Annotated in this window: 23 protein-coding genes; 6 read left to right on the forward strand and 17 right to left on the reverse strand. The window is 50.7% G+C overall.

All coding sequences use genetic code 11. The features are described from left to right. Window positions 1–33: 33 nt before the first annotated feature. Window positions 34–318, reverse strand: a complete 285-nt coding sequence (locus NSQ46_RS17830) for a hypothetical protein (protein WP_007130398.1) — start codon at window positions 316–318, stop codon at window positions 34–36. A 152-nt stretch (window positions 319–470) separates the two neighbouring features. Here NSQ46_RS17830 and NSQ46_RS17835 point away from each other — a divergent pair, with 152 nt between their 5' ends. The 4 genes from NSQ46_RS17835 (at window position 471) to NSQ46_RS17850 (ending at window position 4,860) form a co-directional block, all read left to right on the forward strand. Then, window positions 471–1,703 carry an aminopeptidase gene (locus tag NSQ46_RS17835; protein ID WP_007130399.1) on the forward strand — a complete coding sequence of 411 codons (1,233 nt, stop codon included), beginning with the start codon at window positions 471–473 and terminating at the stop codon, window positions 1,701–1,703. Between the two features lie 177 nt (window positions 1,704–1,880). After that, a complete protein-coding gene (locus tag NSQ46_RS17840) occupies window positions 1,881–3,110 on the forward strand; it encodes an aminopeptidase (protein ID WP_342574212.1) in 1,230 nt (409 codons plus the stop codon). Between the two features lie 366 nt (window positions 3,111–3,476). Continuing rightward, on the forward strand, window positions 3,477–4,067 hold the full coding sequence (locus NSQ46_RS17845) for a sigma-70 family RNA polymerase sigma factor (RefSeq protein ID WP_007130401.1): 591 nt from the start codon (window positions 3,477–3,479) through the stop codon (window positions 4,065–4,067). After that, window positions 4,045–4,860, forward strand: coding sequence for a DUF4367 domain-containing protein (locus NSQ46_RS17850; protein WP_342574214.1), 816 nt, complete (start codon window positions 4,045–4,047; stop codon window positions 4,858–4,860). Before NSQ46_RS17845 ends, NSQ46_RS17850 begins: the two co-directional genes overlap by 23 nt. Before the next feature lie 72 nt (window positions 4,861–4,932). Here NSQ46_RS17850 and NSQ46_RS17855 read toward each other — a convergent pair whose 3' ends face one another. The 6 genes from NSQ46_RS17855 to NSQ46_RS17880 form a co-directional block, all read right to left on the reverse strand. Further along, window positions 4,933–5,277: a hypothetical protein gene (locus tag NSQ46_RS17855; protein ID WP_232239339.1), complete on the reverse strand. Its 345-nt coding sequence runs from the start codon at window positions 5,275–5,277 to the stop codon at window positions 4,933–4,935. A 312-nt stretch (window positions 5,278–5,589) separates the two neighbouring features. Then, window positions 5,590–6,909 (reverse strand): hemolysin family protein, encoded by a 1,320-nt coding sequence (locus NSQ46_RS17860; protein WP_342574216.1) that lies wholly within the window; start codon window positions 6,907–6,909, stop codon window positions 5,590–5,592. 425 nt (window positions 6,910–7,334) lie between these two features. Next, window positions 7,335–7,763, reverse strand: coding sequence for a spore coat protein GerQ (gerQ, locus tag NSQ46_RS17865; RefSeq protein ID WP_007130405.1), 429 nt, complete (start codon window positions 7,761–7,763; stop codon window positions 7,335–7,337). A gap of 51 nt (window positions 7,764–7,814) precedes the next feature. Beyond that, on the reverse strand, window positions 7,815–8,237 hold the full coding sequence (locus NSQ46_RS17870; protein ID WP_007130406.1) for a cell wall hydrolase: 423 nt from the start codon (window positions 8,235–8,237) through the stop codon (window positions 7,815–7,817). A gap of 1,422 nt (window positions 8,238–9,659) precedes the next feature. Beyond that, window positions 9,660–9,884: a hypothetical protein gene (locus NSQ46_RS17875; RefSeq protein WP_040738618.1), complete on the reverse strand. Its 225-nt coding sequence runs from the start codon at window positions 9,882–9,884 to the stop codon at window positions 9,660–9,662. A 317-nt stretch (window positions 9,885–10,201) separates the two neighbouring features. After that, the gene (locus tag NSQ46_RS17880; RefSeq protein WP_210094595.1) at window positions 10,202–12,880 is read right to left on the reverse strand and encodes a glycoside hydrolase family 78 protein; all 2,679 of its coding nucleotides are present in this window, start codon (window positions 12,878–12,880) and stop codon (window positions 10,202–10,204) included. Between the two features lie 197 nt (window positions 12,881–13,077). Here NSQ46_RS17880 and NSQ46_RS17885 point away from each other — a divergent pair, with 197 nt between their 5' ends. Then, the gene (locus NSQ46_RS17885) at window positions 13,078–13,980 is read left to right on the forward strand and encodes an AraC family transcriptional regulator (protein ID WP_007130068.1); all 903 of its coding nucleotides are present in this window, start codon (window positions 13,078–13,080) and stop codon (window positions 13,978–13,980) included. A 261-nt stretch (window positions 13,981–14,241) separates the two neighbouring features. On the opposite strand, the gene NSQ46_RS17890 is transcribed toward NSQ46_RS17885, so the two are convergent. The 4 genes from NSQ46_RS17890 to NSQ46_RS17905 form a co-directional block, all read right to left on the reverse strand. Continuing rightward, the gene (locus NSQ46_RS17890) at window positions 14,242–15,072 is read right to left on the reverse strand and encodes an NAD(P)H-binding protein (protein WP_007130067.1); all 831 of its coding nucleotides are present in this window, start codon (window positions 15,070–15,072) and stop codon (window positions 14,242–14,244) included. Window positions 15,073–15,151: 79 nt separating this feature from the next. After that, the gene (locus tag NSQ46_RS17895; protein WP_342574224.1) at window positions 15,152–15,772 is read right to left on the reverse strand and encodes an FMN-dependent NADH-azoreductase; all 621 of its coding nucleotides are present in this window, start codon (window positions 15,770–15,772) and stop codon (window positions 15,152–15,154) included. Window positions 15,773–15,943: 171 nt separating this feature from the next. Next, on the reverse strand, window positions 15,944–16,588 hold the full coding sequence (locus tag NSQ46_RS17900; protein ID WP_007130065.1) for a response regulator transcription factor: 645 nt from the start codon (window positions 16,586–16,588) through the stop codon (window positions 15,944–15,946). Next, on the reverse strand, window positions 16,581–18,284 hold the full coding sequence (locus tag NSQ46_RS17905; RefSeq protein WP_342574226.1) for a GAF domain-containing sensor histidine kinase: 1,704 nt from the start codon (window positions 18,282–18,284) through the stop codon (window positions 16,581–16,583). Before NSQ46_RS17905 ends, NSQ46_RS17900 begins: the two co-directional genes overlap by 8 nt. Window positions 18,285–18,446: 162 nt before the next feature. Between NSQ46_RS17905 and NSQ46_RS17910 the strand changes: the two genes are divergently transcribed. Continuing rightward, window positions 18,447–18,740, forward strand: coding sequence for an RNA polymerase alpha subunit C-terminal domain-containing protein (locus tag NSQ46_RS17910; protein ID WP_251536752.1), 294 nt, complete (start codon window positions 18,447–18,449; stop codon window positions 18,738–18,740). A 102-nt stretch (window positions 18,741–18,842) separates the two neighbouring features. On the opposite strand, the gene NSQ46_RS17915 is transcribed toward NSQ46_RS17910, so the two are convergent. From NSQ46_RS17915 to NSQ46_RS17940, 6 genes are all read right to left on the reverse strand, one after another. Continuing rightward, a complete protein-coding gene (locus NSQ46_RS17915; RefSeq protein ID WP_251536754.1) occupies window positions 18,843–19,292 on the reverse strand; it encodes a GNAT family N-acetyltransferase in 450 nt (149 codons plus the stop codon). Window positions 19,293–19,458: 166 nt separating this feature from the next. Further along, window positions 19,459–20,547, reverse strand: a complete 1,089-nt coding sequence (locus tag NSQ46_RS17920) for a CopD family protein (protein ID WP_144878233.1) — start codon at window positions 20,545–20,547, stop codon at window positions 19,459–19,461. Further along, the gene (locus NSQ46_RS17925) at window positions 20,547–21,212 is read right to left on the reverse strand and encodes a copper resistance CopC family protein (protein ID WP_028403483.1); all 666 of its coding nucleotides are present in this window, start codon (window positions 21,210–21,212) and stop codon (window positions 20,547–20,549) included. The genes NSQ46_RS17920 and NSQ46_RS17925 overlap by 1 nt, the downstream gene beginning before the upstream one ends. A 355-nt stretch (window positions 21,213–21,567) precedes the next feature. Then, window positions 21,568–22,695 (reverse strand): glycoside hydrolase family 88 protein, encoded by a 1,128-nt coding sequence (locus NSQ46_RS17930; RefSeq protein WP_251536756.1) that lies wholly within the window; start codon window positions 22,693–22,695, stop codon window positions 21,568–21,570. Between the two features lie 14 nt (window positions 22,696–22,709). Continuing rightward, window positions 22,710–23,591, reverse strand: coding sequence for a carbohydrate ABC transporter permease (locus tag NSQ46_RS17935; protein WP_007130057.1), 882 nt, complete (start codon window positions 23,589–23,591; stop codon window positions 22,710–22,712). Between the two features lie 11 nt (window positions 23,592–23,602). After that, the gene (locus tag NSQ46_RS17940; RefSeq protein WP_050954030.1) at window positions 23,603–24,544 is read right to left on the reverse strand and encodes an ABC transporter permease subunit; all 942 of its coding nucleotides are present in this window, start codon (window positions 24,542–24,544) and stop codon (window positions 23,603–23,605) included. Window positions 24,545–24,614 lie beyond the last annotated feature (70 nt).

Below are 24,614 nucleotides of genomic sequence, written 5' to 3' on the forward strand. Positions count from 1 at the left end.
GCTAACGGTGAATTACCCGGGAACGGCAATGCTTCATTCCGATGCGTCATCGAAATTGCCCGCATCAATCGCGGCGTCCAACAGATCGTCAAAAAGCTCGTCGTCCTCTTCAAGACGTTCATCCACCTGCAGGAATTGCTCTTCAAGCCCGGGCTCGGCCGCAAAGTTCAGGCTGTAATCCCAATCCCGGCCGTTCTTGCTCAGGAATGTAATCTCATAGGATGCTGCATGTCCATCTATGGAAAACACGGTGTATCCCACGAATTGATCCTCTTCATCACGTTTCATGTCCGCACGTTCAATCCGGACTTGTGACATGTGTTTCACTCTCCTTCGGTTATCCGATGATGACTCATCATAGAATTTTAGTATATCACTTTTATTTGCTCCTGATTATTGTTTTTCATATGATGCTTGGTCTAGTATATAATATGAGTGTTAAAATTAATTTTCGCAATGGAGGGTACCAAATGTCCGATTTGAATACATCACTCCACAAGTATGCCGAGCTGGCCGTAAAGGTTGGGGTTAACATACAGGAAGGGCAAACTTTGGTCGTGCATGCCCCTGTAGAAGCCGCCGATTTTACCCGTTTGATTGCCGAGAAGGCATATGAAGCAGGTGCGCGCCTGGTAAAGATCATGTGGAACGATGAAGCCATCACTCGTCTACAATTCGAGAAGGCAGCCGATGACGTGTTCACCGAAGCGCCAAAATGGTATGCCGGGGAGCTGACGGAGCTTGTCGAGAACGGTGCCGCTATTCTGCACGTGCTGTCGGAGAATCCGGACCTGCTGAGCGGAATTGACCCGCAGCGAATCGCGAATTTCTACAAAACTCGCGGCGAGGCAATGAAGAAATACCGTGCTTACCAGCAAGCTGATAAATTCAGCTGGTGTTTGATCGCGATTCCGTCGCCAGCATGGGCAGCCGCAGTTTTCCCGGATGTTCCTGAATCGGAGCAAGTACAGAAGCTGTGGGATGCCATCTTCCATACGGTCCGCGTGGACCAGGAGAATCCTGTAGAAGCTTGGAACAAGCATTTGGCTGTGCTGGAGCAAAAGTCCTCCGTGCTGAATGCTAAGAGGTACAAGAAGCTCCATTACGTCGCGCCGGGTACGGATCTCACCATTGAACTGCCGGAGGGTCATATTTGGGCGCAAGGCGACAGCATCAATGAGCGCGGCCATTCCTTTGTTGCGAATATGCCGACGGAAGAAGTGTTTACAGCGCCGCTGAAGACCGGTGTCAACGGGACGGTCGCAAGCACGAAGCCATTGAGCTATGCCGGCAATATCGTGGACAACTTCTCGCTTACCTTTGAGAACGGCAAGGTTGTCAGCTTCACGGCAGAGCAGGGCTACGAAACACTGGAACGTCTCCTGAACATGGACGAAGGTGCCCGTTATCTTGGCGAAGTCGCGCTGGTACCCCACCAGTCCCCAATCTCCGAGTCCAACATTTTATACTACAATACCCTGTTCGATGAAAATGCCTCCAATCACCTCGCCTTAGGAAGCGCATATGCCTTCTGCCTCGAGGGCGGTAAAGACATGAATCAAGAGCAGCTCGCTCAGAAGGGCCTGAACACGAGCGTTACCCATGTGGATTTCATGATCGGCTCGGCCGAAATGGATATCTACGGCATTACCGAGGATGGACGTGAAGAGCCTGTGTTTCTGAAAGGAAATTGGGCATTTTAAGCACTCGATGAATCGTACATAAAGCAGCTGCTTCCTAAGCAGCTGCTTTCTTAACAAGCTAAGCTTCACCTTTTATTGACCTGAGGTCGATTCGTAAAGAGATTGTGGAGGCGCAAGCATAATTCCATAACTTTTGCGGGGACCTTCGGAAATACGCTAAGAATTGGAGGATCATCCATGCTAAGCTTTGAACAAAAATTAGAAAATTACGCAGAACTTGCCGTAAAAGTCGGTGCCAATGTGCAGCCTGGCCAGACGCTTGTCGTCAATGCCATGATTGATGCTGCCCCGCTCGTGCGCCTGATCGTGAAGAAGGCTTATGAGATCGGTGCCAAGCTGGTAAAGGTGAATTACAGTGATGAGGTTGTCAACCGGATCCGTTACGATTTGGCGCCGGACGAATCCTTTCTTGAACCGCCGAGATACTATGCGGAGGAAGTTACGGAGCTCGCGGAGCAGGGGGCCGCATTTCTAACGATCCTGTCCTCAAATCCGGATCTGCTTAAAGGCGTAGACCCGGAGCGGATTTCCAATTATCAACGCACGTACGGCGCCGCCATGTCGAAATACCGTCAATACCAGCAAGCGGATAAAATGAGCTGGACGGGTCTTGCTTACGCCTCGCCCGATTGGGCCGCCAAGGTGTTCCCTGACGTTCCCCAAGAACAACAGGTGGATAAAATGTGGGATGCCATCTTTCACGCCGTGCGTGCCGATCTTGAAGATCCGATCCAAGCCTGGGAAGATCATATCGCAACGCTCCAGCGCAAATCTGATGAGTTGAACCAAAAGAAATACAGCAAGCTGCGGTTTACATCCCCCGGGACCGATCTCACAATCGAGCTGCCGGAAGGGCATATTTGGGCACAAGCCGGCAGTCATAATGAAAAGGGCGAGCGCTTTGTGGCCAACATCCCGACAGAAGAAGTATTCACGGCTCCGCTCAAAACCGGAGTCAACGGAACGGTTCGCAGCACGAAGCCGCTCAGCTATGGCGGTAACATTATCGACAATTTCTCCCTGACCTTCGAGAACGGGCGTATCGTCAACTTCTCAGCTGAGCAAGGCGAGGATACGCTGTCCCGTCTCATTTCTATGGACGAAGGCTCGCATTACTTGGGTGAAGTAGCTCTCGTGCCTTATCGCTCACCGATTTCCGAAAGCGGAATACTGTACTACAACACCCTGTTTGATGAAAATGCCTCGTGTCATCTCGCCATTGGCAGCGCGTATGCCTTTAACCTCGAAGGAGGCAAGACGATGACACCTGAACAGCTTCAGGAACACGGTTTGAACTCCAGTATTACGCATGTCGATTTCATGATGGGCTCCAAAGATTTGCAAATTACCGGCATTACCCGTGACGGCAGAGAAGAGCCTGTCTTCATTAACGGAAACTGGGCATAAGCTCATTCTCTAAAAAGCCTTGGCTCAACTTGATCATCGTTACAACCTCATCTGAATGTGGCACAGGGGCTGTCCAAACGTGGAGTTTTCTACCGGGACGGCCTCTTTTGCTTGATTGCTGTTTCAGCATACTCATGCCCTCCTTAACTGGTGTTCCAGCATTCTCATGTCCTGCCTATCCCCTTCTATTCAACCCAGCTTGTTCGACCCTGAATGATTTACCCGATAATATCGTGAAGACCGCCGGCATATTCTTATAAGAGTCTCTTACTGTAATTGTTAATTGAAATCATAGGGCTTTTTCTTTCAATGTGTTGTAAAATGATGAGAGAAATAGGATGGTTACACCAGAGAGGGGAATATCGCGTGTCTAACCGATTACAACTCCTCCTTGCAGCAGATTTCACGGAACTCAGTGAACCTATTCAGGAAGAAATCTATTATGAATTTTATGATCTTGTGTATGGACAAATTTTGTATGTAGTCCGGGATCATGCTGCTGTTGAGGATATAATTCAAGAATCCTTTATTAAAGTCATTACCAGTAAGCCTACATTTGACATGGAGAGCAAGATGCGCGGATGGTTTCGGGTCGTCGCCAAAAATTCGACCATGAATTATTTGCGAAAAAATAAAAAATACCGTAACCAAGTGGATGTTGAACGTGTTTTTATTAATGAAGAAGAAATGGTGGTTTCTTCCACCAATGTTGAGCAGCAGGTGGAGTCGAATATGCTGGAAGAGGCGATTGTGCAATACCTGGATCAGTTAAAGCCGGAATACCGGCTTTTGATCGAGTGCCGCTGGAAGCATAACATGACTTACAAGGAAATTGCTGACCTGCTCGATACTCGGGAAGAGATCGTCAAGCAGCGATTGTTTCGAGCTAGGGAATCCGTAAAGAAAATGCTATATAGAGAGTGGGGTGAATTAGATGAGCAACGAAAAATACGATGATTGGTTTAATGAGGCTTTTGATGAAGCCTTCGATCGTGCAGCTTCTAGCTCCTCATACCCTACGAACGACGATAGCAAGCGTCAATCCTGGCAGCAAGTCAAGATGCAGCTTGAGAAGCTGAACCAGCGCAAGAAACACCGGCGCAGATTTCAATATGCCGGAATTGTTGCCGCTTCGATGGCTTTCGGCGCCTTCATGTTCTCGCAGCCTACGGTCACGCAAGCGGTATCACCGATTTATCAGCAGATTGTGGATTGGGGCAACGGTTTAGCCGGTCAAATCTTTGGCAAGAAAGCACCTGTTGACGAGAGCAAAGCCCTCACCCCGCCTCCGCCGGATGTATCGTCTGTACCTGGTCAAGAATATGTGCCACCTGCCGAACTGATTGAAACCGAGACCTATGAGTTCACCGATTCGGATGCATCCCTAACCGAATCCCAGAAACGCGTGAATTTCAAGATTCCTGAAGTCGGCTATATTCCTAATGGCTATGAGTTCATCCAGGCGTCAGGAATTTCCAATTCAGAAGACGGCCCTATCGAGGATCTGAAACTCGAATATATGAATGGGGACGGTAAAGTAATCCATGTAAGCTTTATCGAAATAACCGCCGATAAAGCCATCAGCGTAGGCGGCGAGGTAACGGGCACACTGAAGCTGGATTCCGGAGCTGCTGCTTATATCACGGAAACAAACCTTCGTTTCCTGCATAATAATGACCAGATCCTTGTTATGATCAGCGGGTTTATTTCGAAGGAAGAGTTTCTCAAGATCGCGAACGGCATCCGGTAAGCCACACGCAAGGCGTGTGAAGTCGGTTGTATAGAAGAAGAGCACCTCATTGGGTGCTCTTCTTCATTATGCTTATTTTTCTACCAGCAAGGAATTCGTATAATAAACCCCATCTTCATATGTACCATTCTCGTTGATCCAATGCGTAGTCTTGGCACGATAATAATAGCCCTGAGTCACGCTGAATGTCTTGGTAGCGCTGTGGGAAGCTTTGTTCGTCCCGTTATCGGAAGACGCGCCTGCATCGACCCACGCGGTTCCCGTCCATCGCTGAAGGACGAACTGGATGCCAATGGCGTCGACGGCTTGTCCGGCACTCGTAGAGCCATAAACGCTGACCTGCGAGCTGCTAGCCTTGCTGATCGAAGAGTAGTAACTCGTAAGATAGTTGTTGGCCATCAGATTCATAGAATTCACGTTCAATTCCACTGGTGGCGGAGGAGTTAAGGCACCGGGTGCAATGTCTGTAGCCGAATCCGCGTAAGCCCCTCCCGCCAAGGTTAAACTTAAAAGTGCACTTACTGCAAGAGCGGAGACCATACGTTTAGGACTGCGTACGTTTGACATAACATCACCTTTCTCTCAATTTGATAGGAACATCCATATTTTAACATAGTCTATCAATGCAATCTTATCGTTTTCTTCATCTTTTGATATATTTTTTGAAACTTTTCTGCAAATAAAAAGAAACAACGACATTTATTGTCGTTGTTTCTTATAACACCCAGTTTAAGCCCCTGCTTCCTCTTGCAGCAGCTCCTGCTGCTGTCTTGCAAGGCGGATGCGCGAGATTCGTTTATTTTCCGTCTCCTCAATCATGAACGAATAATCTCCGTACATGACGAATTGGCCTTTATGCGGATGCAAAACTTCCAGACGCGATGACAGCCATCCACCGATGGTGTCGTAGTCCTCCGTTTCCATATCCAGACCAAACTGTTCGTTAATTTCTTCAATGAGCATCAATCCGTCGATGGAGTATTCATCCTCCCCCACCAACTCAATTCCCGGCCGCTCTTCATCGAATTCGTCCTGAATTTCGCCGACGATCTCTTCCATAATGTCCTCCAATGTTACCAGACCGGAAGTACCGCCGTATTCATCAATGAGAATTGCGATCTGCGTCTTGCTTCGCTGCATTCTGCGCAGAAGCTCGCTAATCTTGATCGATTCAGGCACGGCGAGAATCGGACGAATCAAGGAAAGCTGGTCACGGATGTGTCCACGCATCAAGTCTTTAATATGAATGAAGCCAATAATATGGTCTTTATCTTCATCACAGACGGGATATCTGGTCCGCATGCCTTCGCTGGCGATCTTCATATTTTCTTCCATCGGCAAATTGTTGTAGAGACAGATCATTTCAGTTCGGGGAATCATGATTTCTCGGGCTGTCGTATCGGAGAATTCGAAGATATTGTCGACCAGCGTCATTTCCGTATTATCGATCAGGCCGATCTCACTGCTCTCCTTCATCATATCCCGAAGCTCTTCTTCGGTGTGAACGTTCCGTTCAACCACCGGCTGCATGCGGAACAAGCGCAGAATGGTATTCGAGAATCCGTTGACGAACCAGATAAAAGGAAACATGATCTTGTAAAATATGCTGAGCGGTGCTGAAGATAACAGCGCAATTCGTTCTGCCTTGCGGACAGCAACCGTTTTTGGCGCTAGCGCCCCGAACACAATGTGCATGATGGAGATAAGTACGAATGCAATCACCAGAGATACCGCATGGATGGCCGTTTCGCTCCAGCCGATTCCGGTAAACCATGGCGAGATCAGGGAGGATATCGTCCGTTCGCCGATCCACCCGAGTCCAATCGACACCAAGGTTATGCCGAACTGGCAGGCCGATACATATCCGTCCAGATTTCTTAATATTTTCTGGGCATACCTTGCGTTCCGATGCCCTTCTTCAGCTAATGCATCAATTCGACTGCTCTTCACTTTAACCAAAGCGATTTCAGCCGATACAAAAAAACCGTTTAACAATACGAGAAACAATACCAAGGTAAGACTAATCAAACTCGGTAAGGGGTCACTCAATCGATCTCCTATCCGTCATTCCAGATGCGATGACGAACAGGAACACCTCCTTCGGTTATTAAAAATGTGTGGCGCCATTAAGCATAACGACCTGTTCGGACAAAGCGTCAACTTCCCAATGGACTCATCTCCTTATCTTATTCCGACGTTTACGAGCTATATAAGTAATTATATAGTACTACGATACACAGTCAAACTTTGTCTTATGACATTAAAACGCGTTGTTACAAGCTATGTTTTGATTTTCTTCACTTAACCCTCGTTTCCCGGGAATTGATATATTCTATTAATAACAGATAGAATTGGTTCCTCATGTTCGATAAACGTCAGCACTGGTTTCTCTGCAGCCCGTTGCACATGCTAAATAACCTTCGCTTTCCCAGGGAAGCGAAGGTTACATTAGCGTGCGGTGAATATGATCGGATTTACCGACCGGTCGGCGGGTTGCCGATCACACCCGGATATTGGTATTGAAGCGGCTCGTCAAACACGACATAGTCGAGATTGACCATCAGGAGAAGAATGCGACGGCCGGTTGAGCGCTCACTGATAATGATATGATCGCGGCCAGCGGCTTCGATTACGCCAGTGAACACTTTGGCGTTCCACTGCGAGTTATTTTCATAAGTCATGTAAAAGGTGCCGGTTTTGCCTAGATTCAGACGAAGAATGTTCTCAACGTAGGACTGCTCGAATTGAGGCATCGGCATGACGGCGCCTCCCTGCGTAATTTGGCTCCCGCTTGAAACTTGTGGCGGTACATTTCCGGTATACCCTGCGGTTCCACGGCTTGGTACGCCCGGATAACGAACTCCATTCATGTAATTCACAGGTGGCACGCCTTGATTAAACATAAGTATTCCTCCTTCTATATGCCCGCAAGATGCGGTGGTTTACAGAATAAATCAAAACACACTCGGACAATCGGCGTAGGACGGGGTGAAGAAGCAGTGCGCTTTGAAACGCCCTGTATTCTGCTGATTGTACCAGGTTGCCGGGCATTCTCCAGCCGGGCGGAAGAACCAGAGGGCGTTAGAAGCAGGCCAGATTCGTTCCCCGTTGATGACTCGTTGAGCAAGCCGCCGATCTCTATCCCGGGCTCTTTGATAAAAGTATCCCTTTTGTGTGGCTTCAAATCCTCCCGGGTTTTGAAACACCATTTGGTTCATGGTGCGGATGCCTTGAAAGTCCAAGCAGTTGGAGCGAATGCGATTTACGCCGACATTCCCCACCATGAGCATCCCCTGCTCTCCTTCGCCCTCCGCCTCTGCGCGAATGAGTCTAGCCAGCAGATCCACATCGTTTGAGTTGACATTGATGACTGCCACAGATTTCCCCTCGCTTCCTTGATATCACTCTGTATCGTATGTGCATTCGCCCAGAAATGTGCCTGTGCTCGCAAAATTTTTGCTGTAATGGTTTGAGCGGGGAGTTGTGTATATTCATGCGCGGTCAGGGGACCAACAGCATAACCTTGATCCCGTTTATGTACCATTTCCGCCGGTATTCATTTCGCTGAGGAACAAGGGAATTTTCGTTCCGGATAGGGCGCTTACTTGAAATACTCGCTGCTGCTCCGTCCAATTTAGATCTTTGCTAGCTAACTTTTACGGCGCACACTCATACCTGGCAGATGACCTTCACAACAATTCATTTGTAAGCTACGCATTTACCTTGCCCGGAACAGAATGCAATTTCATATTCATTTACTTGGTAAACTAAATGCAGTAGAATGAAATCAAGTAAATATTGCAGAGTATTACCGTTAGCGAAGAACGCCTCGAAAGTTCCGTCAGGAACAATCGAGGCTTTTTTTGTACTCTGATTGAAAAGGAGGACATTATGATTAGCTTTGAAGATAGGTTCAATTTATTTCTCAAGGAACAAAAAAGCACAACCGACAAACGCCGCCTTGAAATGCTGAATCGGGATATGACAGGTACTAAGCTTCTAATTAAGAATGTTGTCTTGCCAGTCCTCGGCAACCCTTCAAGGAGTGGATCTGGAGTATCGAATTAAGAACTCCGCGGGTGTGTCATTGTTTATCGATGTCTTTTATACTCCGCTTCGGCTTGGTTTGGAATGTGAGGGATTCGCTGCGCACGCCGAAACGATAACCCGTGAACGGTTCAGCTTCGAAAGAAGCAAAATTCGAACCATGGCAGCGCTCGGGATATCCTACCTGCCATTCAGCATGGATGATATCGAGAAGCGCCCGGAGACTTGCAGAAACTCATTGGCCGATATTCTTGATTACTACAGTCACACCATGCCCAAAATAGCAGAGTTATCCTTATATGAACGAGAGGCCATGCGATATTTCAGCACGTTACACACCCCATTCGCCCTTGCGGACGTACGGCGACACTTCAAAATTTCTCGAAACAAGTCTATTAAAATCATGCATAGTTTACTCGCTAAGGGGCTTATTAAACCGCTTAATCCAAATGCAAAACGCTATCACCGATATACACTAGCCGATGATGCGACTCACTACATGAAGTAAGTTTAACTTTTAGCGGCACGCAAGATGCACACACAAGTCCCTTTTGAGGACTTGCCACGCCTGTGGAGCTCCCTTTCACCCGCACACGTCCCTTTTGGGCTCTTGCTGCGCCTGCGGAGCTCCCTTTCACCCGCACACGTCCCTTTTAGGGACTTGCTGCGCCTGCGGAGCTCCTTTTCACCCGCACAAGTCCCTTTTGAGGACTTGCCGCGCCTGCGGAGCTCCCTTTCTCCCGCACAAGTCCCTATTGAGGACTTGCCGCGCCTGCGGAGCTCCCTTTCACCCGCACACGTCCCTTTTGAGGACTTGCTGCGCCTGCGGAGCTCCCTTTCTCCCACACAAGTCCCTTTTGAGGACTTGCTGCGCCTGCGGAGCTCCCTTTCTCCCGCACAAGTCCCTTTTGAGGACTTGCTGCGCCTGCGGAGCTCGAAACAAGGGTCTGGAACTTCACACCTCTAAAATGATACAAACAAAAACCTCCTCTCGAACGGAACACCCGTTCAAGAGGAGGCTCTCTAACCAATTATTAAGGTACTAAAGACAATACGGTCAATCAGACTATACAATCATTGAAACTCTACAATTACTGAGACTTTATCATACTGAGGCTTTGCGATCCCTGAGATTTTACCACTACTGAGCATTCGATCACTGCAAACAATTTCAAATGGTATCCACAAGCTTTAACAACAATCGCAAACATCACGATTCCTAAGCAAACACATCTCAACTCACGAGAATCCTAAGTCTGAAACAGCCGGATGTGTTATCCGATTCCCCGTGACCTTACGACACCTGCAAACGATACTTGTACTGAAAGCTGTACTCCCCAGAGCCGGCTTGGACTACGACATCCTCTTCACCAGCGCTAATCGAAAGGATGCCTGCCGCTTGGCTTAGCGGCACGCCCCCGCCCTCTGTAATGCTTGCAGGATCGGTTGTACCCGGCAATCGAACCTCAGCCGTCGCATTCGGCGGAATGGTTACCTCCACCTGCATAAGGCCGTCGGCCTCCTCCAGCCTCCAGAACGACCGCACTGGCCCGTACATGGTATTGATCGAGCCCTCCGCCCATGTCAGGCCCGGTCCCGGGATAGGAGCTATTACCATGTGCTTATACCCTGGAGAAGCCTCCACCGTTTGGATGCCGGCCACAGTCCGGTATAACCAATCGCCGATGGCGCCGTATGCATAATGGTTGAATGAATTCATGTCGCTGCTCCAGAAGCTTCCGTCTTCCTTAATGCCGTCCCAATGCTCCCAGATGGTTGTCGCGCCTTTCGTGACTGGGTACAGCCAAGATGGAAAATCTTGCTGCAGAAGCAGCTTGTAGGCTGCTTCGTGCATGCCATGTTTGCTTAATGCATGGCTGATGTAAGGCGTGCCGACAAACCCTGTCGTCAAGTGGAACTTGCTCTCTTCAAGCAGGCGGTGCAGCTTGGCCGCCGCCCGCTTCTCCGCCGGCTCATCCAGCAGATTGAAGAAGATCGCGAGCACATGCGCCGTTTGAGTGGAAGCGGCAAGCCGTCCGGCAGGCGTCACGAATTCCTCCCGGAACGCCTTCACTACATTGCTGCGAAGATCGGCATACTTCCGGGCGTCATCCTCTTTACCCAGCACAACTGCCGTTTTCTGAAGCAAATCCACCGAATAGGCGTAATAAGCCGAAGCGATAATGTCCCGCTCCGTTGCGCCGACATAGTCGCCCGATTTGGCATCAAGCCCCAGCCAATCTCCAAAATGAAACCCCGTATTCCATAAAAACTCCTGCTCGCCCTGCGCTTGAATATATGACACCCATTGCTTCATGCTCTCATACTGTCGCTCCAGGATCCGTCCATCGCCGTAGCTGACATAAACCGTCCATGGGCAGATCACGGCGGCATCTCCCCATGCCGCAGATCCGAACGAATCACCGAGAATATTGGGCACCACGAACGGAACCGCCCCATCCTCCCGCTGATCATGAGCCAAGTCGGACAACCACTTGGTAAAGAACGGTGCCGTATTCGACAGGAACGCGGCGGTCCGGATGAACATCTGCGCATCTCCCGTCCAGCCGAGACGTTCATCGCGCTGCGGACAATCCGTCGGGATATCCAGGAAATTCCCCTTCAAGCCCCAGCGGATATTGCTCTGCAGCTGATTGACAAGCGGCTCGGAGCAGCGAAACGTCCCCGTCTCTTCCATATCGGTATGAAGAACGACGGCTTCGAACGCCTCCATATCAATGGGTTCCGGGAACCCCGCGAGCCGAACGTACCGGAATCCTTGGAACGTAAACCGCGGGGCATACGTTTCAGTTCCCTCACCTTTAAGCGTATAAGAAATAGTCTGTTTCGCCGTCCGAAGATTTTCGGTATAAAAATTTCCGTCTGCATCTAGCACCTCGGCATGCTGCAGCGTCACCAACGTTCCTGCCGGACCCGCAACACGAAACCGGACCCAGCCAACCAAATTCTGTCCGAAATCAAGGACAGTGTCTCCTTCGGGGGTCGTGACCACTTGTACCGGGCGGATCGTTTCGATCGCACGTACAGGTTCATTGATCTGAGGCTTCAGCATATCGTACCCATGATCAATCACCTCAGCGGCCTGCCACCCACCGTTTTCATCATCCCCAGTGCTCCATGCGGGTATCTCCAACCGGGCATCGTAGGTTTCCCCATGATAGAGCTCCGACATCAGGATCGGTCCCGGCGCAGCCATCCAACTGGAATCGGTTCCGATGATCTCCTTCCGGCCATCCTCGTAAACGACGTGAAGCTCAAGCAGAAGCGCGAGCCGGCTCCCGTAGATATTGCGACCGCCCTGCCATCCTAAATTGCCTTTATACCAGCCGTTACCCAGCCATGCGCCCATGGCATTATTACCTTGCTTCAGCATTCGGGTTACATCAAAGGTTTGCGTCTGGATCGTATGTGTGTAACTCGTCCAACCCGGCGTAAAGTATCTGTCTCCTACCCGCTGTCCGTTCATTTCCAGCTCATACAGCCCAAGCGAGGTTGCGTACACTCTAGCCTCCTTCACGGCGGCCTCAAGACGAAAGTCTCGCCGCAGCAGCGGCAGTTGAGTCGAATCCTCCGGGATTAGAGACAAAGGGGCTGCAATCCATTGACCATCCCATGCATCCCCTTCCAGCTTGCCCATTTCCCAATAGGAGGTTTCCGACCATTCGGAGCATTCCCCTTCTTGATCCCAAACCCGCACTCTATAGTAATAGCGCTTACAAGATACTGCCTCGAAATTGCTGAGTTCTACATGAACCGACTGCGCCGAATCCACCTTCCCTGACTTCCAGCATGGGATCGTAAACTGCTCGTCCTCGGCCACTTCAAGCTCATAAGCCTTTTGCGAGACAGCCCGCTTATCCGATTGCAGCCGCCAGCTTAATCTTGGATGTCTCTCCCCGATGCCAATCGGATTATGCCAATATTCGCACCGAAGATCCGTCACTTCCAACATGTTCATACCTCCGTTCATGAGTGATGTACGCGTTTTTGAATGTTTTTTCAGATAAAAGTTTCCTCGTTAGACTCCTCTGCAAGGAGAGGCTCAACTTCCATTATAGGGATTGCTATGTTCAGTATTGATTGTAAAAAGGACATTTAGATGAGGTATAATGGACATAATTTACGATAATGAATAAGGGGCGACAAGCCATGAAGCGACCGATGGAAACGTACCGCGGAGACTATTTTTTCCGGCAGGGTGCCATGGTATTTGTGAATCGGAGCTCGGAAAGCTTCTCGGTTTCTTACCATAATCATGACTTTTTGGAGATTGCCTACATTGCGGAGGGAGAAGGCTTTCATCACATTGAGGATCAGGTGCAAAAGGTCCGCAAAGGGCAGCTGTTTTTCATCCCGCTCGGCGTGCCTCACGTGTTCAGGCCCACCTCCGCTAACGGAAAAACGCTCATTGTCAACAATTGCATCTTCTCGGTCCTTCTCCTGCCGAAGCTGATCGCCTTTGTGTCGGATCCGGGCATTGTCTCCTTCTTGAAGCAGATGGAGGAGGGGGTTATCGGTCATCTCTCCGTTGCGGACCGAAATGATCGCTTCGAGCAATTATTCGATGCGCTGTATGAGCAGAATGCCAGGTCCATGTCCGGCTCCAATGATTACCTGCATGCGCTTCTGCTGCAGCTTATTATCGAATTGAAACGAGCCAAAGCCGAGCTCGAACCTGCCGGATCCATGCCGGCAAACGATCATTCCTTTCAGGATGTCCTGCAATACGTGGAGAACCATTATATGAAGGAGCTGACGTTAACGCATCTTGCGCATGCGAGCGGCTTCAGCGAGCGTCATTTGCAGCGCTTGTTTCTGCAGTATACCGGGATGACATGGCATCATTACCTGCAGACGGTTCGCATCCGTATGAGCCGCAGGCTGCTGCGCAGCACATCGTCCAAGATCAGTGCCGTTGCCGAGCAGGTCGGATATCAAGACATCCATTCCTTCAACAGGGTATTTAAGCGGCGGATGGGGCTTACCCCGGGACAATACCGTAAAGATATTCGTCGCTCCATGGAGACCCGGGGACTGATGGACCCTTTTTAAATGGAGTATCTACGTGAAAGCGGTCTTAAAGGGCTCGCACTCTCCCTGATTTTTTCAACATGGCGACCATGTTTATGTTTCACCGCATCACAATATACGAGCTTATGTCACGCAATCAGAGCGGAAAAATGTCGCCGTGCAATAGGCGTCATTTCCGCTCTGATTGGGAATGCCTTTTTCTACTCCCCGCGGGATTCGTGGATCTCCCCTTCCTGTTTCAAGATTTGAGGTTCCCCCGCGTAATTGCCCATCCGTTGAAGGTTATCCCGAAGACTCTCCTGCAAAGTAACCCGCATGCTCCCGAGCCCAATCGGTGAACGTTCTGGCAGGTGTGCCGGTAACCTGCTCCACTGTGAAGTTGACGGTATAGGCCTCGACCGGCGGATGCTTATGCCAATTGATGACGTAGTCAATAATCTCTTCCTCAACGCCCATCTTTGCCATGCGTGCACGTTCCTCTGCTTCCGTTAGCTGAACGAACCGGATGTCCTTACCAATGACTTTGCTCAGAATGTCCACTTTCTGGGGAACGGTCAGAACCTCGGGTCCGGTGAGCGAATACGTTTTACCTGCATGACCGTCTCTCGTCAAGGCCGCAGCTGCAACACGACCCACATCTCCTTCATGGACGGAAGCCTGTAAAGAATCCCCGAATAGATCCCGAACGACGCCTTCCGTTTGAATGGACTCCTTCCAACTAGACACATTGGACATAAAGTCCACCGGCTGCAGCTGCGTCCACTCCAAGTCGCTTGCTTCAACGGCCTGCTCAATCGTTCCCTTCCTTCCATCCCACAGGATGGTCACGCGCTTTACGCCGGCTTTCTCAGCCATCCGTATGATCTCATCCCCTGTCGTAAGCGGAATATAACCTGCCCCGGTCGTTATTAAATGCAGGGCGGTTACGCCACGAAGCGCTGGCGCCAACGTTGCCGGATCGCTAAGATCACCTGCGAATACTTCAACCTCCGAAGGAAATTTAGCCAAAGCCGGATTCCGGGTCAGCGCTCTTAAGCGGTGCCCTTCGTTCAGCAGCTCTTGGATAAGTTGACGGCCCACTCTTCCCGTCGCGCCCGTAACTAAAATAGTCATTGTAATCCTCCTCTTATATTCGGTTTGAGCACTTATGTGTGACTCACTCCACCAAAATTCCACCAGCAGCCTGCTCATGTTAAAACCGTTTCGCCTCCATGACGACCTTCCGCATTCCCTCTTCAATAAGGGTTGCCCCCCGGTCGGGGAACTGATGATGTCCTTCGATGATGACGGTCGAAATGTTCGTAATTCCGAAGAAATTCAAATGATTTTTAACGAAACGAACGGCCATTTCGGACGGGGCATCCTCCCCATATACACCACCCCGTGCATTCAGCAGCACAGCTTTTTTATCCGACAACAGTCCAACAGGTCCTGCCTCCGTGTATCTGAATGTTTTACCCGGAAGATGCATGAGGTCCAGGTACGCATGAAGAACGGAAGGCACGCTCAAATTCCACAGCGGGAACGCTATGAGGATTTTGTCAGCGGAAATGAACTGCTCCAGATGCTTCTCCACAATGGAACGGATATGCTTTTCTTTCCCGCTTAGCTCCTTCCCGGTGGCCGATTTGTAATTAGCCTGGATCATATCCCAGCCCAGCAGCGGCAGCTCTTGCTCGTGCAAATGAACCTCGACTATCGTGTCCTCCGCATGCGTCTGCTTGTAATGCTTCAAAAACGCCTCATACATTTTGACGCTGACAGACTCCTCCGCCGGACGATCATTTGCTTTGACGAATAATACGGTACTCATCCCTGTTTCCCTCCGGTATCTAGATTTGTTTAAAGAAATCCTGTGAAGTGCTTATCTCTATTAAATCGAAAAATCCGGAGCGGAACGTCCAGCACGAGTCTAACCTTGGCATACCAAAAAGGCCTTATCCGAAGATAAGACCTTGATCTACGACCTTGGTCGTATAAGGATTTATGTCTTGAACCATCCATTCTTGATTGCGTACAGCGCGGCTTGGGTCCGATCCTGGACTTCCATTTTACCGAGGATATGCGAAATATGCGTCTTGACCGTCTTCTCGGTAATATGCAATGCAGCCGCAATTTCCTTGTTGCTTCGCCCCATCGTAATTTGCTCCAGCACATCCCGCTCGCGGGCAGTCAGGATGTGGATGCCTTTGGCCGCTTCGTCGCCTGTTGCCACATGGGCGATCAGCTGATTCGTCACTTGCGGATGGAGCGTGCGGTTTCCGTTCATTGCCGCGATGATTGTCTCAACCAGCACCCTAGGCTCGATATCCTTGAGCTGGTACCCGATCGCTCCTGCTTTAATCGCCGGCAGAACTGAATCACGGTCGGCAAAGCTGGTAAGTATAATGACCTTCATTTTGGGAAAACGGGCCATAATTTGCTTCGTCGCTTCAATCCCGTCCATTTCCGGCATTACCAGATCCATCAGAATAACGTCAGGCTGCAGCAGCTCGGCTTTTTCAAGCGCCTCGAGCCCGTTCAGTGCCTGGTCCACGATTTCGATCATGGGCTGCGTCTGCAGGAAATATCGCAAACCTCTTAATACTACCAGATGATCATCCACGATCAATACCTTTATCTTATTCATCCGTACCCTCTTTCCTGGCCTGTAGAGGAACCGTCACCGTAAGAACGGTCCCCATGCCTTCCTCACTGCTAATGCTTAAGGTGCCATTGATTTCCTCAGCCCTCTCCTTCATGCTGGTGAGCCCAAGTGAACGCTGCTTTTTCTCGATGGTCCCCGGGACGAATCCCCGTCCTTGATCCGAGATTTTCATGAATACATTGGAGCCTTCCCGCGCAATCCGGATCCAGGCACGATTCGTGCCCGCATGCCTGCTGATATTGTTAAGCGCCTCCTGTCCGATCCGGTACAGCGCCTCTTCCACTTCCTTCGCCAGCTCGGGGAGCTCTTTCATGAGGAAAGTGATCTGGATGCCCAGCTTTTCAGCATAATCCTTTAGGGAGGACAAGATCCCGCTCGCTTCCCCGAATGGACGCAGCTGCCAAATAAGCGAGCGCATTTCTGCGAGCGTCTCTTGGGCTAACTGCCCGATATCATGGATCGCTTCTGCGGTATTCGGATCCTCGATCAGCGTCCGCTCGCGAACCCCTTGCGCTAGCAGCGATAAGGAGAATAGCTTCTGGTTGACCGAATCATGGAGATCACGGGCAAGACGATTACGCTCCTCAGCCAGAAGCAATTCCTGCCATTCGTAATAAATGCAAATTTTCTCTATTGCAAGTGAAATATGCTCGGCAAGCATCTCGAGAATTTCCATTTCCAGCTCGCTGAATGGCACGCTATCCCGCCCGATGAAAAGCACGCCTATAGATTCCTTGGTCTGAAAAGTTCGCTCCTGATGGGTTAACGGCAGGGCCGCCGAATGGGGATGGGGCCCAATACCAGGCAGAACCCGTACAGGACCTTCATGGGCTACGACTTGCTGCTCAGCAAAAGCTCGATGGACGATTCCTTCACCCTTGCCGGACTTTCGCATGCTTTTACGGACCGGCTTCATGGGGCAGTGCGTCACACCATGATGACAAAGGGTATGCAGGTAAAGCTCATCATCTTTCTGGGCCGTAATCAAGGCGACGCTCGGCCAGTCAAAGGAGGCGCACAGTTGCTCGACGATCGCCGTATACATCCGATTTAAATCGTTGATCTTCCACAGATATCTGGTCACCCTCGTTGCTTTCGCATAATAATCAACAATGAAGCGGGCCATGCTGCTCACCGCCTGCTTCTCCCTCAGTTCATACAATCTGGCCCGCTCGACAGCGGTTCCGATCTGGTAAGCGACCGATTGCAGGAGCGCAAGCTCGCTTTCCGAAAAATGCTCTTTGCCTGGAGAACCCACATTGAGAATCCCGATACGGTTCCCTTGCACTGTCAGAGGGATCGTCGCATGGTGCGTTAATTGATGAGTTTCGCCCCAGTTCTCTTTAATTGCATTATGCAGCCGCTCACACTCAATGATCGTAACCGGCTCTGTCAGGCTGCCGGACCAGTACATTCGAAGACATAGACAGTCGCCGCAGCGCATAGGCTTCTTCCCCTCCCAAGTTAAGGCAGGGGGCAAATGACGGTCTGCCATCATGCTGTACTCCGGTTTATCGCCGGCCAGAAACAGCCAGCCCGTTTCAAGCTGAGTCAAAGCCAGCAGCTTCTCAAGCGTAGTCTGCAGCATTTGCACCATGTCGCTGCTTTGGTTGAGCGTCTCTGCGATGGTCTTAAGGATCGTAAGCTCTCTTACATGCTGCTCCGGATGCTCTAACATAAAGGCCACACCTCGTCTATCGGAAAATAGTAACTTATAATAAATAGGGATCATTTCATTCGAATTTGGAAAAGGAAGTTTCGTGCTGATAGCGAAGTAGTATTCGAAAGTGAAGTTGATAACACGGTCAGCACCCATTTTAAGATGAAGGAGCTAAAGGCAATGACAACCTCAAGCAAAAATAAAAGGACATGCAGCCAAGGCCATACTTATTATAAAAGCAGCGATTGTCCGACCTGTCCCATTTGCGAGCAGGATCTAAAGCCTGAAAACGGATTTCTCTCCATGCTCTCGGCACCTGCAAGACGGGCCTTGGAGAATCACGGAATCACGACCTTGCAGGAGCTGTCGAACTACAGCGAGAAGGACATTTTGAAGCTTCACGGGATGGGACCCGCTTCACTGCCGAAGCTGCGAACGGCTTTGGAAGCCAGGGGGTTATCGTTCAAAGAGTAGCAACGGAATATGCTGCCTGAATTTCATTGTCTGCATACCGATTGAGGAAAAATCGGTGCGCGCGTCCCTCTCAAGTGGGCTCAGCTTAAAGAGCCCTCTTTCCTATGCCTGATCCGGGCTCACATATAGCTGCTTTTCAAGCATGATTTCATCTTCCTTGACGAAGCCTGATTTCCCGTAAGCACGGATCGCCGCATCATTATCGCAGCCAGTCAGCACTTTAATGGTAGCGACGCCCTGCGTACGCAGCTGCTCTTCAATGCATTCGATCATCATCCCCGCAAGCCCGATGCCCCGGGCCTGTTCCTGCACGTACATTTCCGTAATCTCCCCCAGCAGCTCCTCATAGCAGAACGACGTGTAGGTCTGCGCGCAAGCAAAGCCGACCGGTTCATCGTTCAGAAGGGCAATCACGACGATCTCGTCTCCATGCTGCAAGCGCCGCTCCACGGTAGCGACAGGCATCTTTCCCCCATTAAATTCATCGTTTAAGTTAACCAGAGCCGGCGCATCCGAGCTTGTGGCCAAACGCACCTTTGGTACTCGATTCATGAAATCCACTCCCAACGTTTCCCGAAGTCTTCTGAATGCAAGAATCCCTATTAGTATACCATCATTATCCAGTCCAGCCCACGAGTGATTCATCCGTAATTAACAGAGGCATAAAAAAGGTCCTTGCTGCACCAGGCAGCAAGGACCTTCATTGTCATGACCTTGGTTATACGGCGGTTACCGAAAACATCAGACCGGAATACAGAAGGATAACGGCAGCCATCCCGCTGAGCAACCCTTCAAGAGCGCTCCGGTTTTTGCGAAAGGCCCGGATCACGTTCCATAGAAGCACCAAGCCGATCCCTAGACTAACGATCCCGTACCAGCTCCAGCCAAAAGTAAGCGAACCGGATGCATACCCCGGGTGAAACCATTCAAAGGTTGGTGCCGGTCCGTATACGACGAGCGTATCGGCAACCTCGTGAGGTGCCGGCTGCTGGTTCATGTATCCGGTCACGATATACACCAGTCCGATCAGGATTCCTTCGCACTTCGCCCAGCGCTCCGGCTGGAAGGACCGGTCTCGGGACAGCTTCCGCTTCACCAAATACCCGTTAACGAACCCGAACACGAGCAGCGGCAGAATCAGGATATGCTTGACCAGCAGCGCTTGCCCGTAAGATAAAGCCCAGCTATTTACAGGGTCCGGCGTGACGCCTGTCATCAGAAACAGACCTGAACCAATGACGGTGATAACGCAAATGATGGCCATCGGGTGGAACCATCTCAAAAAGGCGTCCCAACGGTCCAGCGCCTTGCCGAAACATCCCGCAAGCAGCAGGGTGCCCGACCATATCGCCATGGCCGTAAAATGCCCGAAGAAGGCCAGCTGCCCGGCGCTTTCGAACAACGATGCCGCATGATTAAAAGAGGACATCGCCGCCGCTATGCCCAGCAAAGCAACCGGCATCAGCCAGCGAAGCATCGACCCCGGGTTCCGCCGCACGGTTACCGTCAACACGGCCATCACGATGGAAAGCACCAAAATCCATGCATAGCGCTCGCCTTCGCTGAATTTGAACATGATGCTGTTGAAGGACTGCCAGAATCCGATGTCATCCTTAAAGAACATAATGATCTTGAGAAGCGGGATAAAGCTGCATGCCGCCACCGTAATGGAGGCAGCCGGTCCCAGCCAGGCCGGAACGGACACGCCAGGCGTGCTGCTTCTTGGAATCAGTGCCATGACGGTCAGTCCTGCAAGAAGAGCATAGGCGAAATACAGCAGCGGTTCGGTTATCCAATAGTAAGACATTATTTTCTCTTGCGCGAAGCTTTAATAGCGAAGTAGGCCGCAATAAATACTGCGATAACAACGACTACAATCCAAACCGTCGAATTTCCGCCTTCGGATTGCTTCGGCTCGCCGTTATCTGCTTGCTGCTCGGTATCCGCCCCGTTATCTGCTTGCTGATCCGTATCTGCTGCGCTGTCCGTTTGACCCGCGTCAGCTTCTCCATTCGAAGCCGTGCCGCCATTCGTTGATGCATTATCGGTACCTGCTGCCGCATCAGGAGCAGGCTCTTCTTCCAGGACAGGCTCTTTCTCGGGAGCATCCACTTGAAAGGAATAGGTTCCGTCGACCGGATGTCCGTCGCCGCCTACAATTTTCCATTCCACGGTATAGGTTCCGGAAGGAAGCGGCTCGTCAACCGCTGCGGACAACGTCTTTCCGCTTACCTGCGTTCCGGATAGCTGGACCTCTTCCCCCTTCTCGTTCTTCACTTTGAGCGTGCTTAGATTCTCGTCTATATTCTCATTGAAAGTAAGGCTGAACTCCTTCACGCTTTCGGTGAGCTTGGCATCCGCAGCCGGGCTGCTGGTCTCTAGTTTGGAATGGGCCCAGGTTGCTGTAGGAAATACCAGCACAAGCAGGAGACCCAACGTTAATAAGAATGAGGTCTTTAATGATTTCAACATGCTAATCTCCTCCACACCACGTATCTTAAATTTTAATCATCCCCATCATAACAAAGAGATTATCCTAAAGCTATCGAGTAATTTGTGAACGTTCTTTACCTGATCGGATAGGCAGGGGCAGCCCGCATTTTCCCGGCCAACGCCGTATCTTCGTGAACAACAAGAAGGCCACCCGAATCGTTCGGATGACCTGATCATAAGAGAGGTAGCCCTTAATGGCCATTGACATCGGATATCCTCCCATCAATTACTGCATCTGCTTCCGATGTAGCTGTTTCCATTAGAAAGCTTTCGACTTTTTCGACAATCCTCTTCTCTATTGGCTGCATCGTATTCTTAAGTTCATCTTATATAGCTACTCTCGCTCATACCAATAACCCGGTATACCGGACGTTAGCCTCATCAGCGCCTCCAGATAATAATAGTCGCCCCAGACCATGTAATCGTCGGGTCCCATGCCTCCTCTTACATAATAAGAGCCATGTTTGATCAGCCCCTCCTCTTCAGGCTCATGCATTGTAGAATACGACCGGACAAGCGAGCTCATCGATTTCTGCACCGCATCGTTCAGCAGCGCCCGGTCTGCGTCTCCTTCGTCGAGAAACTCCAAGATTTCCAGCATCCCGCATGCGGCAATCGCCGAAGCCGAGCTGTCACGCGGAGTCCCCGGCTCGATCGGCACATCGAAATCCCAATACGCGACGTGATCCTCCGGCAAATGCTGAATAAAATAACGAGCCGCACGCTTCGCCGTTTCCAGATACAACGGATTGCGGGTGTACCGGTACGACAGCGCGAATCCATAGATCGCCCAAGCCTGTCCGCGTGTCCAGGTAGAACCGTCATGATAGCCTTGATGCGTTCCTCCCCGAACCGGCGTGCCGTCGGACTGATCGAAATAAAAGGTATGGTAGGAGGAATCGTCCCCGCGCATCAAGTAGCGCCGGCTCTTTTCTGCGTGAGCTATGGCGGCGTTAAAGTACCGCTCCTCCCCGGTCTGCTGGTGCGCCCAGTACAGCAGCGGAATGTTCATCATGCAGTCGATAATGATGCGGCCGCCGTTCTTCTCGTCTCCCTTAGGCCCCCAAGCCTGGATATACTGCCCGCCTTCCCGGAAACGGAGCATCAGGTGATCCGCTGCCTTCAGCGCGAGCTCCCTCCCCTCATCCCGGCCGTCCACGATCCATGCGGCCAATGCGGAAGGCAGATATAGAAAGCCGATATCATGATGATCCAGATGCTTGCGTTCCTGCAGCCTTATTTTAAAATCATCCATCTGCAGAAGCGCTGTTTCCTTAAAGAACGGGTCCTGCGTGTGCTCATAGCACAGCCAGACCATCCCTGTGTAGAAGCCTTCGATCCAATCCGTGCTCTCCCCCCACTCATAACGCTGCTCCTGCGTGATATGCGGAAATTTCATCGGGTGTCGTTCCAGATTTATTCTCGTCTTCTCAACCGCATCGCGAATCGCTTGCTCCCACATAACCTAAAGACCTCCTATTCTTTGATCGCGCCGATCATGACGCCCTTCACGAAGTATTTCTGTAAAAATGGATACAAGAACAAAATCGGCAGCGTCGCCACCATGATGGTCGCATATTTGATCGTTTCGCCCACCGGCATCCGATCGCCGCCTCCGACGGATGTCATCATGCTGTTCGTGTCGTTCTGGATGAGGATCTCGCGCAGGATCAGCTGCAGCGGGAACAAATTTCGGTCTCTCAAATAAATAAGCGCATCAAACCATTTATTCCAATGCCATACGCCATAGAACAAAATCATGACGGCGATGACAGGCAGCGATAGCGGAATAATGACGCGGAACAGAATCGTCCAATCATTGGCCCCATCGATCCGTGCCGACTCCTCGAGTGCCACCGGAACCCCCTGAAAGGCCGTACGCATAATGATCAGATTCCATGTCGTCATGGCGCTGGGAATAATGAGCGCCCAGTACGTATCCAGCAGGCCGATATTTTTTACGAGCAAATATTTCGGGATCAGTCCGCCGTCAAAAAACATCGTCAGCACGATCAGCATCATGATGGTGCTTTTCCACATGACATTTTTCCGGGATAAGCCGTATGCGCCCAGCGCGGTCATGAAAATGTTCAGCGTCGTTCCGACAACCACGTACAGCAACGTGTTGAGATAGCTTCGGATAATATTCGGATTCTCAAACACCATCCGGTAGGAGTCCAGCGAGAAGCCCTTGGGCCACAGCAGAATCCCGCGATGCTGAACGAATTCGGAGGGCGTGCTGACGGATGCAAACAAGACGTACAGAAACGGATACAAGGTCACGATGGATAACAGGCACAACAAGACGACGTTGGCCGTATCGAATAGGATTTCACTCACAGATCTCGAAGTTCGCATGCTTCCCCTCCCTACCACAGCTTCGTTTCGGTAAATCGTTTGCTGAGGTAATTAGCCCCTATAAGCAGTACAAAATTGATTAAGGAATTAAACATGCCGACCGCGGCGCTGAAGCTGTAGCTCGCCTCCAAGATGCCCTTGCGGTAGACATAAGTCCCGATCACATCCGCCGTTTCGTACGTGACCGGATTGTACATAATCAGTATTTTCTCATCCTGCAGCGCCATGAAGGAACCGATCCGCAGGATCAGCAAAATGATCACCGTCGGCATGATGCCGGGCAGCGTAATCATAAGCATCTGCTTCCAGCGTCCCGCCCCGTCGACCTTCGCCGCTTCATACAGCGACGGATCGATGTTCGATATGGCTGCCAGATAAATGATCGAGCCCCAGCCGATTCCCTGCCATATTGCAGACGAGGTATATATGGTGCGGAACCATTCCGGCAGCCGCATGAACGATATCGGCTTGCCGCCGAAATAAGCGATCAACTGATTGATCAGCCCGTCAACGGACAAAAAATCCACCAGCATGCCGACGACGACCACAACCGAGATAAAATGCGGAATATACGTGATGGACTGAACCGTCCGCTTGAACATCCGATTCCTCACTTCATTGAGCAGCAGTGCCAGCACGATCGAGGCCGGGAATACAAAGATCAGGTCATAGAGCCCCAGGACGATCGTATTGGTGACGACGCGTTCAAAGAAGAAGCCGTTGAAAAATTCAATGAAATGATCGAAGCCCACCCAGGGGCTGTTCCATATGCCAAGTCCGGCCGAAAAGTTTTTAAACGCGATTTGCAGGCCGTACAAGGGCCCGTAATGAAATACGGCATAGAATGCCACCACCGGGAGCAGCATGAGATAAATCACGGAATTCCGCCGGAAATCCCTTGCTGCCCTGGTCCTGAAGCTTTCTTTTTTCACCGGTCTGACGATTGGGTTCATCTCCTGCTTAAGCTGCAATTTCAGCCCTCCCCTGACTTGGAAAATAGAACCATGCGGGAGACAAGCGGCA

The sequence above is a fragment of the Paenibacillus sp. FSL M8-0142 genome (assembly GCF_038597315.1).
GTDB classification, from domain to species: Bacteria; Bacillota; Bacilli; order Paenibacillales; family Paenibacillaceae; genus Paenibacillus_AQ; species Paenibacillus_AQ lactis.